13 protein-coding genes and 1 pseudogene are annotated in these 13,543 nt (G+C 62.2%); 1 reads left to right on the top strand and 13 read right to left on the bottom strand.

Annotated elements, in window-relative coordinates:
• Positions 1 to 43 precede the first annotated feature (43 nt).
• From X773_RS58895 to rpsF, 13 genes and pseudogenes are all read right to left on the bottom strand, one after another.
• The gene (locus X773_RS58895) at positions 44 to 790 is read right to left on the bottom strand and encodes an SDR family NAD(P)-dependent oxidoreductase (protein ID WP_023677719.1); all 747 of its coding nucleotides are present in this window, start codon (positions 788 to 790) and stop codon (positions 44 to 46) included.
• Positions 787 to 1,077, bottom strand: a complete 291-nt coding sequence (locus X773_RS58890; protein ID WP_023677718.1) for a hypothetical protein — start codon at positions 1,075 to 1,077, stop codon at positions 787 to 789. Before X773_RS58890 ends, X773_RS58895 begins: the two co-directional genes overlap by 4 nt.
• A gap of 26 nt (positions 1,078 to 1,103) precedes the next feature.
• Positions 1,104 to 2,573: an amidophosphoribosyltransferase gene (gene purF / locus X773_RS58885; RefSeq protein ID WP_023677717.1), complete on the bottom strand. Its 1,470-nt coding sequence runs from the start codon at positions 2,571 to 2,573 to the stop codon at positions 1,104 to 1,106.
• A gap of 125 nt (positions 2,574 to 2,698) precedes the next feature.
• Entirely contained in the window at positions 2,699 to 3,370 is a 672-nt protein-coding gene (locus tag X773_RS58880) for a CvpA family protein (RefSeq protein WP_023677716.1), read from the bottom strand.
• Between the two features lie 47 nt (positions 3,371 to 3,417).
• Positions 3,418 to 4,843, bottom strand: a pseudogene (gene radA / locus X773_RS58875) (DNA repair protein RadA).
• Positions 4,843 to 5,448 (bottom strand): hypothetical protein, encoded by a 606-nt coding sequence (locus X773_RS58870; protein ID WP_023677715.1) that lies wholly within the window; start codon positions 5,446 to 5,448, stop codon positions 4,843 to 4,845. Before X773_RS58870 ends, radA begins: the two are co-directional and overlap by 1 nt.
• Before the next feature lie 21 nt (positions 5,449 to 5,469).
• The gene (locus X773_RS58865; RefSeq protein ID WP_023677714.1) at positions 5,470 to 6,960 is read right to left on the bottom strand and encodes a replicative DNA helicase; all 1,491 of its coding nucleotides are present in this window, start codon (positions 6,958 to 6,960) and stop codon (positions 5,470 to 5,472) included.
• A gap of 206 nt (positions 6,961 to 7,166) precedes the next feature.
• Positions 7,167 to 8,135, bottom strand: a complete 969-nt coding sequence (locus X773_RS58860; RefSeq protein WP_023677713.1) for a small ribosomal subunit Rsm22 family protein — start codon at positions 8,133 to 8,135, stop codon at positions 7,167 to 7,169.
• Positions 8,136 to 8,138: 3 nt separating this feature from the next.
• A complete protein-coding gene (locus tag X773_RS58855; protein ID WP_023677712.1) occupies positions 8,139 to 8,462 on the bottom strand; it encodes a YnfA family protein in 324 nt (107 codons plus the stop codon).
• Between the two features lie 82 nt (positions 8,463 to 8,544).
• Positions 8,545 to 9,834: a cyclopropane-fatty-acyl-phospholipid synthase family protein gene (locus X773_RS58850; protein WP_023677711.1), complete on the bottom strand. Its 1,290-nt coding sequence runs from the start codon at positions 9,832 to 9,834 to the stop codon at positions 8,545 to 8,547.
• Between the two features lie 153 nt (positions 9,835 to 9,987).
• A complete protein-coding gene (gene rplI / locus X773_RS58845; protein ID WP_023677710.1) occupies positions 9,988 to 10,572 on the bottom strand; it encodes a 50S ribosomal protein L9 in 585 nt (194 codons plus the stop codon).
• A gap of 214 nt (positions 10,573 to 10,786) precedes the next feature.
• Entirely contained in the window at positions 10,787 to 11,035 is a 249-nt protein-coding gene (rpsR, locus tag X773_RS58840) for a 30S ribosomal protein S18 (RefSeq protein WP_006203718.1), read from the bottom strand.
• Complete coding sequence (gene rpsF / locus X773_RS58835) at positions 11,035 to 11,535, bottom strand: 30S ribosomal protein S6 (protein ID WP_023677709.1); 501 nt, start codon at positions 11,533 to 11,535, stop codon at positions 11,035 to 11,037. The genes rpsR and rpsF overlap by 1 nt, the downstream gene beginning before the upstream one ends.
• A 455-nt stretch (positions 11,536 to 11,990) precedes the next feature.
• Between rpsF and X773_RS58830 the strand changes: the two genes are divergently transcribed.
• Complete coding sequence (locus X773_RS58830) at positions 11,991 to 13,535, top strand: pilus assembly protein (protein WP_023677708.1); 1,545 nt, start codon at positions 11,991 to 11,993, stop codon at positions 13,533 to 13,535.
• The last annotated feature ends 8 nt before the right edge of the window (positions 13,536 to 13,543 follow it).

Below are 13,543 nucleotides of genomic sequence, written 5' to 3'. Positions count from 1 at the left end.
CGTTGGTGCCGGCGCAATTCTTCCGGCAAAATGCGATATGTGGCTACTCCGGCTGCCGGTAGGCGACAAAGCGATTGTGCTTGGCCTGGAAGATCAGCCCGGTCTCCTTGAGCGTAGGGCTGGCCAGCGGCACGATACGCTTGGCGATCTCCGAAGGGTGCGGCAGTGTTTCAGGATCCTCGCCGGGTACGGCCTGCGCCCGCATCGCGGTGCGCGTTGCCCCGGGATCGGCGGCATTGACCCTGAGCGGCAGGTTTTCGGTCTCATGCGCCCATGAACGCGTCATGGCCTCGACCGCCGCCTTCGACGCCGCATAAGGCGCCCAGAAGGCGCGTGCGGAGTGGGCAAGGCTGGAGCTCAGCACGATAGCACGGCCGGCATCGGAAAGCCTGAGCAGCGGGTCGACCGAGCGGATCAGCCGCCATGTTGCGGTGACGTTGATGGTCATCACCTTCTCGAAGGTCTTGGCCTCGACATGGCCGATCGGGGCGATGACGCCGAGCACAGCGGCGTTGGCGACCAGTATGTCGAGCTTGCCCCAGCGCTCGTGGATGGCGCCGCCCAGCCGGTCGATCCCCGCCATGTCGGCAAGATCGAGCGGTACCAGCGTCGCCTGTCCGCCACCTGCCTTGATCTGGTCGTCGAGTTCTTCCAACCCGCCGACGGTGCGAGCAACCGCAATCACATGCGCACCGGCCGCGGCAAGCTCCCTGGCGACGAAATAGCCGATACCGCGCGAGGCGCCGGTGACGACCGCAACGCGGCCGGAGAGATCGAGGGGAGGGGTCATGAGCTATTCTTGGGTTGCTGGTCTAAGAACGACAGCTGAATGAAGGCAATCAATTGTTTGGCGGAATTCTCGTCAAGAGGGGCAAAAACCGTTGCATCACCACCAATGGCTTTGACGACGACATACTTGTCCTGAGTCTCCCTCGCCTCTCTAGCTTGGCAAAAAAGAAATCCATTACCGAGAGGCGTATCGATATCGACCTCAGATCTAATCTGATCTTTGAGCAAGGATTTTGCAAATGAGAGTGAATCCTTGAGGGCTTGCCATAAGCCTCGTCGAGCGCTCATGTCTTACCCCCGTCCGGATCGGAATTCTAAGACCCGCCGGCCGCTAACAGCGACAGCGTGCGCACATTGTCGGAGCCTTCGAAGTCGGCAAGCCGGGTCGGATACTGGCCGGTGAAGCAGGCGTCGCAGAATTGCGGCTGCTCGTTGTCGCGGCCGGCCTCGCCGACGGCGCGGTAGAGCCCGTCGATCGACAGGAAGCCGAGCGAATCGACGCGGATGAACTCGGCCATCTCCTCCACCGACATGCGCGACGCCAGCAGCTTCGACTTTTCCGGTGTGTCGACGCCGTAAAAGCAGGAGGCGCGCGTCGGCGGCGAAGCGATGCGCATATGCACTTCCTTGGCGCCGGCATCGCGCACCATCTGGACGATCTTCTGGCTGGTGGTGCCGCGCACGATCGAATCGTCCACCAGCACCACGCGCTTGCCTTCGATCATGCGGCGGTTGGCGTTGTGCTTGAGCTTGACACCCATGTGGCGGATCGAATCGCCGGGCTGGATGAAGGTGCGGCCAACATAGTGATTGCGGATGATGCCGAGCTCGAACGGAATGCCCGCGGCCTGCGAAAAGCCGATCGCCGCCGGCGTGCCCGAATCCGGCACCGGCACGACGATGTCGGCCTCGACCGGACTTTCCTGCGCCAGCTCGGCGCCGATGCGCTTGCGCACTTCATAGACGTTGCGGCCTTCGACCGACGAATCCGGCCGCGCGAAATAGACATATTCGAAGATGCAGAAGCGGGTCTTCTGCGGCTCGAACGGGAACAGGCTTTCGATGCCCTTGCTGGTGACGACGACCATTTCGCCGGGCTTCAGGTCGCGCACGAAACGCGCACCGATAATATCGAGCGCGCAGGTCTCGGAGGCGAGAATCCAGGCGCCGTCGAGATCGCCGAGCACCAGCGGGCGGATGCCGAGCGGGTCGCGGCACCCGATCATCTTCTTGGACGTCATCGCCACCAGCGAGAAGGCGCCTTCGACTTGGCGCACCGCATCGATGAAGCGCGAATTCAGGTCGCGCTCCTTGCTGGTGGCAACCAGGTGCAGGAGCGTTTCGGTGTCGGAGGTGGAAGAGAAGATGGCGCCTTGCTTCTGCAGGGCGCGCTGAACGGTCATGGCGTTGGTGAGATTGCCGTTATGGGCGACGGCAAAGCCGCCATCGGCAAGTTCGGCAAAGAACGGCTGGATATTGCGCAGACCGGCGCCGCCGGTGGTGGCATAGCGTGTGTGGCCGATGGCACGGTTGCCTTGCAGGCTGTCGATGACACGCTGCTTAGTAAAGGTGTCGCCGATCAGGCCGACATGGCGCTCGACATGGAATTGGGTGCCGTCATAGGAAACGATGCCGGCCGCTTCCTGGCCTCGATGCTGCAACGCATGCAGACCGAGCGTTACGATGGCTGCGGCGTCCTGCCGGCCGAAAATGCCGAACACGCCGCATTCGTCGTGGAAATGGTCGTCGGCTTCGGCGGAAAGCACGTCGTCTGCGTCTGCCACTGAGGCTGCCATTGGGGCTCAAGCTCCGCTAAAGTCGCCATATAAGGTCATAGCGCATCGAAAGCAACGCACGTCGTGCGGCGTTCACATGATCGACAGTCTTGAGCCTGGCAAGTCTGTCGAAATCAGTTTGCCGGCGCCGGGTTTGCAGGTGCCGGCGTCGCGGGCGCATTGTCGGCCGGCGGCGCATCGCTGTCGTCGGGTGCCGGAGCAGTGGCGTCGTCGCCGGCGGCAGGGGCTTCCGCTGCAGGCGCGTCGGGGGCCAGAGGCGTCTCGGTGGCCGGCTGATTCGGATTGAGCTTGTTGAGGATGGCGTTTTCCGGATCCTCGGGCAGCAGGCTTTCGAGCTTGGCTCCGATCGATTCGAGCAACGGCTTTGACTTGGCGTTGGCAATCCAGCCTGGAGCCTTGGCGCCGGCCAGCCAATTGAAGAAAAGCAGCGCGACAGCGACGACCAGGATGCCGCGCGCCGCGCCATAGAGGAAGCCAAGTGTACGATCGAGCGCGCCGATCCTGGAATCGATGATCCAGTCGGCGAGCTTCATGGTGATGACCGAAACGACGATCAGCGCGACAATGAAGACGATACCGGCGGCCGCCGCCATGGCGGCCTTTTCGTTGTCGACATAGGGCTGAATGTAAGGCAGCACCGGCTTGTAGAAGAAGAAGGCGGCGGCCGCGGCGGCTGCCCAGGAGATGATCGACAGGATCTCGCGCGAAAAGCCGCGAACCATTGCGAGCATCGCCGAGACCAGGGTGAAGCCGACGAGAATTCCGTCAAGCAGCGTAATCGGCATGTTTTTCGCCCCACTCCGATCTCTTTTTCACGACTCGACGAGCCGCATCACTCTTGCTCGTCGGCGCGGCTGCGCCGAGAGCCGGCTATGCGCGCCACGAGATCGGCAAGCTCGGTGGGCTGGAAAGCGCCGGCTCCGATCCCCCCGACCCCATTACCACCAACAAGTTCCTCGCTGCCCAAGGGCAGAACCGCGCGTCCGAAACCCAGCTTTTCGGCTTCCTTGAGGCGCTGCTGCGCATGCGCAACCGGCCTCACCGCACCCGAAAGGCTGATTTCGCCGAAATAGACGCAATCGGCGGGAAGGGCAAGACCGGTGAGCGAGGAAACCAGTGCCGCCGCCACTGCCAGGTCGGCCGCCGGCTCCGAAATGCGGTAGCCGCCGGCAACGTTGAGATAGACGTCGTGCGTGCCGAAACGGACGCCGCAATGGGCTTCCAGAACCGCCAGGATCATCGACAGCCGGGCACCGTCCCAGCCGACGACGGCGCGGCGCGGTGTGCCCAGCGTCGATGGCGCCACCAGCGCCTGGATCTCGACCAGCACCGGCCGTGTGCCTTCCATGCCGGCGAAAACCGCAGCACCCGGCGACTTCGCATGGCGCTCACCGAGGAAAAGCTCGGACGGGTTGGCGACTTCCCGCAAGCCCTTGTCCGACATTTCGAAGACACCGATCTCATCGGTTGGCCCGAAGCGATTCTTGACCGTGCGCAGGATGCGGTAGTGGTGGCCGCCTTCGCCCTCGAAATAGAGCACCGCGTCGACCATGTGCTCGACAACCCGTGGGCCGGCGATCTGGCCCTCCTTGGTGACGTGGCCGACCAGAACGATCGCTGCCCCTGTGGATTTTGCGTAGCGGATCATCGCCTGGGCGGCGGCACGCACCTGGGTTACCGTGCCGGGCGCCGAATCGGCCATATCGGTCCACAGCGTCTGGATCGAATCGAGAATGACCAGATCCGGCCGCTTGCCATCGGCGATGGTGGCGAGGATGTCCTCGACATTGGTTTCGGCGGCGAGCTCGACCGGGGTGTCGGCGACGCCGAGNGCCGAGCCGCTGGGCGCGCAGCCTGATCTGCGCGACCGCCTCTTCGCCCGAGACATAGACGATGCGGTGGCCCTTTGCCGCCAGCGCGGCCGCGGCCTGGGTGAGCAGCGTCGACTTGCCGATGCCGGGATCGCCGCCGACCAGCAGCGCCGAGCCGCGCACGAAGCCGCCGCCGGTGGCGCGGTCGAGTTCGCCGATGCCGGAGACGATGCGCGGCGCGTCCTCGATGTCGCCGGAGAGGCTGGTCAGCACCACCGCGCGGCCCTTGCGTGCATTGCGCGTATTGGCCGGGCCGGAACCTATGCCGCCTGACGTGCCTTCCTCGACCAGCGTGTTCCACTCGCCGCAGGCATCGCATTTGCCGGCCCAGCGCTGATGCACCGATCCGCAATTCTGACAGATGAACTGGATACGGGACTTGGCCATCAGTTTATTGGTTCCAAGAGGTATTTGGAACGATCCCAGTAAATCGGCAAAGCATTTTCGACTGTATCGAAATGAGTGCGGCGCTGGCCGTTGCTCTGAGCCCAATTGTCGTATGCCGACCAACATGCATAGATGAACAAATTTACCGCCAAATCATTGTCTCGCCTGACTTCTTCATGCAGCGTTTCGAACAATCGCCTGAGCGCTAACGAGAGGCGGCGGTCCTGAAGCCGATGCATGAGAAGGAATGCACACCCGATCGCAGCGACAGACGTACTCTGCCGAGAGTCCCCTGACCAAAGTGCCAAAAGGCCCAGAAGATCATCGATGTCGCGAGTCGTTCCCAGCTTCCAAATCCGATAGAGGCCGGTCACTGCCGCGCTTCGCGTATAGTCTTCGACATGCTTGGCAAGGAATTTCCTCACCAATTCAACGTTCTCGGGCGTCGGTTCGCTCGAGTAGCAGAACACCAGCAAACCGGCGTGCGATTCCGTGCGAGAAATTGACCCGGCAGATCTCAAATATTCAGTGAGTTGCGCGCGTTCATCCTCGGAGATGTCATACTCTTCGAATTTTATCCTTTGGTAGATATCGCTAAAGTCCAATCGGCTGCTCCGCGACAATGCCTACTCGAACCGATCCGGCAAATGATGCTCCTCGGCGAGGTCCGAGAAGCGGGTGAATTCGCCCTGGAAGGCGAGGCTGACCGATCCCGTTGGGCCGTGGCGCTGCTTGGCGACGATTACCTCGGCCTTGCCGCGCATCTCGTTCATCTCGTGTTCCCACTTGATGTATTCGTCGGTGCCCGGCTTCGGCTCACGGTTCTTCAGATAATATTCCTCGCGGTAGACGAACAGCACCACGTCGGCGTCCTGCTCGATGGAGCCCGATTCGCGCAGATCCGAAAGCTGCGGGCGCTTGTCGTCACGGCTCTCGACCTGGCGCGACAGCTGCGACAGCGCGATGATCGGCACCGCCAGCTCCTTGGCTAGTGCCTTGAGGCCGGTGGTGATCTCGGTGATTTCCTGGACGCGGTTTTGCGAGGATTTCGCGCTCGATCCCTGCATCAGCTGGATATAGTCGATAACGATGACGTCGAGGCCGCGCTGGCGCTTCAGGCGACGCGCGCGGGCCGACAGCTGAGCGATGGAAATGCCGCCGGTCTGGTCGATGAACAGCGGGATTTTCTGCATTGTCTGCGAGCAGGCGACCAGCTTTTCGAAATCCATCTCGCTGATCTCGCCGCGCCGGATTTTCGACGACGGGATTTCCGTCTGTTCGGAAATAATGCGGGTGGCCAGCTGTTCGGATGACATTTCGAGCGAAAAGAAGCCGACGACGCCGCCATTGGCCGCCTTGAACGAGCCGTCCGCCTGCTGCGCCGGGACATAGGCCTCGGCGATGTTGAAGGCGATATTGGTGGCGAGCGAGGTCTTGCCCATGCCGGGGCGGCCGGCAATGATGATCAGGTCGGACGACTGCAGGCCGCCCATGCGGCGGTCGAGATCGCGCAAGCCGGTAGCAACGCCCGACAAATGCCCGTCGCGCATATAAGCCGCATTGGCCATGTCGACGGCGGTCTTGACGGCATCGGTGAAGCTCTCGAAGCCGCCATCGTAGCGGCCGGTTTCGGCCAATTCGAACAGGCGCCGCTCGGCATCCTCGATCTGGTCGGAGGGCGACATGTCGACCGGCGCGTCATAGGCGATGTTGACCATGTCCTCGCCGACAGTGATTAGCGCGCGCCGCGTCGCCAGATCGTAGATGGCGCGGCCATAGTCGGTGGCGTTGACGACGGTGACGGCCTCGACCGCCAACCGCACGACATATTGCGCCACCGTCATGTCGCCGACCTTCTCGTCGGCCGGCAGGAAGGTCTTCAGCGTGATCGGCGTCGCGATCTTGCCCATGCGGATGAGCTCGGCCGCGACCTCGAAGATCTTTCTATGCAGCGGCTCGTAGAAATGGCCGGGCTTCAGGAAGTCGGAGACGCGGTAGAAGGCATCGTTGTTGACCAGTATGGCGCCGAGCAGCGCCTGCTCGGCCTCGATGTTGTTCGGCGCCTCGCGATAGAGCGGTGTTTCCGCCACGCCGAATTTTCGTGCTGCCTCTGCCATGATGTCCCCGGTCCTGATCCCCGTCTCTCGATATCAGAACGAGACAAGTCGGTGATGACTTATCTGCATCAGTCCCCAACCAACCAACTTTGATGCCCGCGATTCACAGCCAGGATCTTCCGGTGGAAAGAATCTCGATTGACTCGAATCAAGATGGCGAGCCTAGCCGTTCTCGGGCGAGAACAAAACAGGAAAATAGCTGCCGGTCATTCCGGCAAGGCATCACCCCAATCCAGTCGCCGCGCGGCCTTGAACGTCTCGCCGTCGCGCTTGGTGAACAGTCGCTCGGCAGCACCCCCATCCTGTTGGCAAAGCTTCAGCAAGACCTTGCCGGAGCCCGACTTCGGCGGTGCGATCACTCGCGCTCGAAGCGGAGCGGCCGGATGGCGGGAGGCCGCGACAAAGATGAATTTCTCGTCCTCCCACGGCACCTCGGCATCCTTGGCCAGACGGTGCAGGCGCGAGCGGGCGACGCGGCGGGCGAAATGGCACCAATCGGGGGCGACGAGCGGGCAGGGCGCCTCATGCGGGCAGGGCGCAAGCACGTGCGCGCCCGCCTCGATCAACTGCCGCCGCACGGCAAGAATACGCTGCCAGCCGGCCGGCGTGCCCGGCTCGACCACCAGCAGCGTGTCTGCGGTCAGCTGCCAGAGCCGGTCGACGAGTTTTGCCAGCGATGCCGGCGCGATCTCATCCAGCACATAGGCTGAAGTCACCAGCTCGGCCGGCTCCAGCTCGGCCAGGTCGATAGTGACATCGCCGGTCCGCCAGGCGGTCCTGGCAGTGACCGCCTCGGCGGCAAGCGCTTCGCCGACGCGTCGCACCGCGGCACCGGCCTCGAGCAGCACCGCCTGTTCGAGATCCGGCCAGAGATCGATTGTGGCCCAAAGCACCGTACCAGGGCCGGCGCCGACATCGAGCAGGGTTTTTGGGAAAAAATCCGGCCGTGCCTCGCTGACCGCATCGAGGCTGGCGCGGATGGCGGCATAGGTCGCCGGCAGCCGCGTTGCCAGATAGGCCTTCACCGCCATCTCCTCGGCCATGTGCAGGCGGCCGTCGCGCAACTCGGCGCGGTAGCGGTCCGACAGCGTCTTTGCCGCTTGCTTAAGCATCGGCAACGGCACCTGTTCGAGAAGGCGCTCGACGCCTTGTCTAAGCGGGATGGGCAGTTCCATCGCTTAGGCAGTCCGAGGTACGAGCAGAATGACCGAGGCGCCAACGATGCAGATCGCGGCACCGGCAAGATCGCAGCGGTCGGGGTGCACGCCTTCCGCCAGCCACAGCCAGGCCAGCGAGGCGGCAATGTAGATGCCGCCATAGGCGGCATAGGCCCGGCCCGCCGCGCTGGTGTCGACCAGCGCCAGCAGCCACGCGAATAGCACGAGCGAGACGAGACCGGGCGCCAACCACAGCGGCGACTTGTCCAGCCGCCACCACGCCCAGAACGAAAAGCAGCCGGCGATCTCGGCAAGTGCGGCGGCGACGTAGAGGAGGTAGGTCATGAAAAAAGGTCCCGCGTTGACGGGACCCTTTTCAGCGTGCCGGCCGGCAATGGCAAGCGGCAATGGTGCAATCGCAGGCAGTCTACTCCGGATCCGCCACCTTGCGGCGGCGAGTGGGCTTGGCCGCAGAAGCCTTTTCACGACGTCCAAGATCGCGCATCTCCAGCGCCTTCTCGCAACTGGCCATGTAGTCGCGCGTCATCGGCAGCGTGTCGTTCTTCTTGGCAATCTGGATTTGGAAAATCACCAGATCCTGCCAGCGGAAAGCGGCTTCCGAGGCGGCAAGATAGAACTCCCACATGCGGCAGAAGCGCTCGTCATAAATCGCCTTGGCCTTGTCGCGGTTGGCGGCGAAGCGCTCGCCCCAATGCTTTAGCGTCTCCGCATAATGCAGCCGCAGGACCTCGATATCGGTGACGACGAGCCCCGATTTCTCGATGGCCGGCATCACTTCGGAGAGTGACGGGATGTAGCCGCCCGGGAAGATGTACTTGCGGATGAAGGCGCTGGTTGCCCACGGCACGCCGGAGCGGCCGATCGTGTGCAGCAGCATGACGCCGTCCGGCTTCAGCAGCGTCGCCGACTTGTCGAAGAAGGTGCGGAAATGATTGACCCCGACATGCTCGAACATGCCGACGGAGACGATGCGGTCGAAACGTTCATTGAGCTCGCGATAGTCCTTGATGTCGAAATGCACCCGGTTTTGCAGGCCTTGCGCATGGGCGCGGTCGGTGGCGACGCCGTGCTGCTCGGTCGACAGCGTCACGCCTTGCACGTCGACGTCGAACGCCTTGGCTAGATAGAGCCCAAGCCCACCCCAGCCGGAGCCGATATCAAGAACCGTCTGGCCGGCCTTCAGCCTGAGCTTGGCGGCGATATGGCGCTTCTTGGCCGCTTGTGCCTCGTCGAGCGTCATGTCCGGCTGCTCGAAATGCGCGCAGGAATACTGCATGTCCTCATCGAGGAAGAGGCGGTAGAGATCGCCCGACAGATCGTAATGGCGCTGCACGTTGCGGCGCGCCCGCGACGCCGTGTTGATCTGCTGCAGGCGCCGGAAGGCGTGGCGCAGACCTTCGATCGCCTTCGACCAGGTGGCATCGATACCGCCGCTGCCCATGTTCTGGAAAGCAATCCGCATCACCCCCAGCACGCCGCCCTCGAGAATGTCGAGTTCACCGTCCATGTAGGCTTCCGGCACCGCCAGCATCGGATCGAAGGTTATTGCGCGCTCGGCATGCCTTGTCTTGATGTGCATGTGCACCGGCTCGCCGCTGCCGTCACCGAAAGTCACCATCGAGCCTTGCGGCCCTGTCACCTTGAGATTGCCTATGCGGACCAGGCGGTCGAGAACGCGTTTCAGCAGAATATTCATGACCAATTGTCCCCTCTCGGCCAGACATGCTGTCCTATTCTGCATCAAGATATAGGGGTTCGAAAAGTTCCATTTGGCATAAAAATGCCCGGGTACGAGGCCCGGGCATTGGTCCAGAATAGCGATTAGCCGGCGAATGCCGACGAATCACGATCAGCTGTTGTCTTCGCCGCCTTCGAACTCGGCATTCGGATCGAAGAAGTTTTCCGGCCGCGCATTATCGTTGATGTCCTCGCCGTAGATGGCTTCGGCGGTGGTCAGTGTTTCGCCCTTGGCCTGGCGCTCGGCTTCGTCGGCCGTGCGGGCAATGTTGAGCGTGATGGTAACCTCGACTTCCGGGTGCAGTGCGATCGCCACATTGGTGACGCCGATGGTCTTGATTGGCTGGTTGAGCAGGATCTGGTTGCGGTTGACCGAAAAACCTTCCGCCGTCACCAGCTCGGCGATGTCGCGCGTCGAGACCGAACCATAAAGCTGACCGGTTTCGCCGGCCGAGCGCACGGCGATGAAGCTCTTGCCGTCGAGCTTTTCTGCAATCTGCGCGGCTTCGGACTTGCGCTCCAGGTTGCGGGCTTCGAGCTGGGCCCGCTGTCCCTCGAACTTCTTCTTGTTAGCTTCGTTGGCGCGCAGCGCCTTGCCTTGCGGCAGCAGGAAATTGCGGGCGAACCCGTCCTTGACCTTGACGGTATCGCCCATCTGGCCGAGGCGGGAAACGCGTTCGAGAAGAATGACTTCCATGGTTTTGTTCCTTCGCTTGGGCGCTATCCTCAGGATCGGCGCCGAGTTGTCTGGAACAGGTCAGGAAGCTGGGGCGTCGCCGCCTGTGTCGCTGTCCTGCCTGTCGCGGCAGTTAGGATCTCTTGTCGAAATCCAACCCGGGATTTGGTGTTCGATCCGGCTACGCCCGTCGTGGCCGGTGAAAAAGCGGGCGGCGAACCGCCCGCCTGAAGTGTTAGCGGACCACGTAGGGCAGCAGGCCGAGGAAGCGGGCGCGCTTGATCGCCTTGGCGAGTTCGCGCTGCTTCTTCTGGCTGACGGCGGTGATACGCGATGGCACGATCTTGCCGCGCTCGGAGATGTAGCGCTGCAGAAGCCGCACGTCCTTGTAGTCGATCTTCGGCGCGTTGGCGCCGGAGAACGGGCAAGTCTTGCGGCGACGGTGGAAGGGGCGCCGGGTTGGGATCTGGTTGATGTCGACCATTATTCTGCGGCTCCTTCAAAGCCTTCGCGCGGACGGCGCGGGCCACGATCGGCACCGCCATCGCCGAAGCTGCGCGGCGGACGATCACCACGGTCACCGCGATCGCGGTCGCCGAATGAGCGCGGGCCACGATCGCCACGGTCGCGGTCGCCGAAGCCGCCGCGTTCCGAGCGCTCTTCGCGCTTCTGCATCATTGCCGACGGACCTTCCTCATGCGAATCGACCTTGATGGTCAGGAAACGCAGCACGTCCTCGGACAGGCCCATCTGGCGCTCCATTTCATTGAGCGCGGCCGGCGGGCAGGTGATGTCCATGAGTGTATAATATGCCTTCCGGTTCTTGTTGACCCGGTAGGTGAGGGACTTCAGTCCCCAGTTCTCGACCCGGCCGACGGACCCGCCATTCGCGGTGATGACGCCCTTGTACTGTTCGACAAGCGCATCGACCTGCTGCTGCGAGAGGTCCTGCCGGGCAAGAAACACATGTTCGTATAGAGCCATAGTGTTCGTGCCTTTCTTCGTTTCTCTCCCGGTTCCCGGCGGCAAAAGCCTCTGCAACTTCTCTGACCCGCAATCCTTGCGAAGGCGGGGAAGAAAGGAGCATGACGAGACGGTCGAGAGCGGAGACACGGGAGGCGGAAGCGCTTCTGGCTTCACGCGAAGGTTTCGAAAAACCTCCGGCCCTCCGTTCAGCCCCCAGCAAGGACCGGCAGATTGCGGGCGTCTATACAGGAATTTGACCGCAAAGCAAGGCCAAACGACAGGGCAAACGGCCCTACCGTCCCAGAGCGCCACGGGCCTCGACGGCAAGGCGTACGGATTTCCTGAAACCGGACCTTAACCACCATGCGAAGTTCCAGCACCGGCGGGCGTGGCGGCAACCCGTCGTTCATCATGCGGATGCAAAAGCAAACAGTCTGTGCGAGGTCGGCAGCAAGGCGGTTTTGGGGACAAAAATGCTTTTCGACAAATTCTGCCGTTCGAAGAGCGGCAACTTTGCCCTGATGCTGGCGTTCGGGCTGCCTGCGGTTCTGACCGCCGTCGCCTTTGCCGTGGACGTGTCCACCTTGATGAGGGCCAAGGTCAGCTTGCAGAACGCGCTCGATGCCGCGAACCTTGCATCTTCGCATCTCGGCGACATCGAGGCTTCGCGCAAGGACGTCTTCGACCGCTACTTCCAGACCAATGTCGCCGGCCACAGCGAGTTGAGGAACGCCGAAGCGACGCTTACCGTGGAAAGGGGCCTCAATTACATCCAGACAAAGGCTGTCGCCATGGCCGACGTCAATTTGAACTTCGCCTTCCTGTTCGGCAACGACAAGCGCATCACCGTCGATGCCGGCGCCGTCGAATCGACCAATCAGCTCGAAGTCGTGCTGGTGCTCGACAATACCGGGTCGATGGCCAGCAACGATCGCATCGGCGCATTGCGGACGGCGGCGACGGCCCTGATCGACATGCTCGAAACGGCGAAGTCGCCGACGCGCAGCGTACGTGTAGCGGTGGTGCCGTTCGTCACCGCGGTCAACGTCAAGGGCGAGGACTACGATCCGGCCTGGATCGACATGGCCGGCAAATCGCCGAACAATGGCGCCAATTTCCCCTTGGTCGGCGGCAAGCGCGTCAACCATATGGACCTGTTCAAGCAATTGGGCGTCGAATGGAGAGGCTGCGTCGAAGCGCGGCCCGGAACCAACAATGTTTCCGACATTTCGCCCGACCAAAACAAACCGGACACCCTGTTCGTACCCTATTTCGCGCCGGACGATCCAGGTAACGCTAAAAATCCAACCAGCTCCTACGGCAATTCAGCGACCGGCTACAACAATTCCTATCTCGACGATACCGTTGTCACCGTGCTTCCCGGCCTCACCAGCGACATGGCGAAGTACAGTGTTTCGACGATGAAGCTGATCAACGACAAGAGAGGCCCACTGACTATCGGCCCAAACCGGGCCTGTCCGACGCCGATAGTGCCGCTGACCGATGATTTCGACAAATTGCGGAAGGCCGTCGGTGAGATGATCGAATGGAACGGCTCGGGGACCAATGTTTCGGAAGGCTTGTCATGGGGGATGCGGGTGCTCTCGCCGGAACCGCCTTACAGCGACGGCGCGCCGTTCAGGGCGTCAGGCACGACCAAAACGGTGCTGCTGCTCACCGACGGCGAGAATGTTGTCTATGGCGCGAAGGATACGCCACAGAAGTCGGACTATGGCTCCTACGGATTCCTGGCCTCGGGTCGGTTTGGATCCAGCGACCAGACCGCGGCTGCGCGCAATGTCGACGATTGGACAACCAATGTATGCAACACATTGAAGAAGCAGGACGTGCAGATATTCACAGTGCTGCTGCAGGCCGACACCGCAGCCAACCGCAAGCTTTACGAGGCCTGCGCATCGTCGCCGTCGGATTATTACCCGACCAACGACGTCAGTCAGCTCGAAAGCGTCTTCCTGAAAATCGGAAGCTCGATTTCGCAGCTGCACTTGACGAACTGAACGACGTC

This window comes from Mesorhizobium sp. LSJC280B00 (assembly GCF_000502835.1).
Classification (GTDB): Bacteria; Pseudomonadota; Alphaproteobacteria; order Rhizobiales; family Rhizobiaceae; genus Mesorhizobium.
This window is presented reverse-complemented; position numbering and strand designations above follow the sequence as displayed.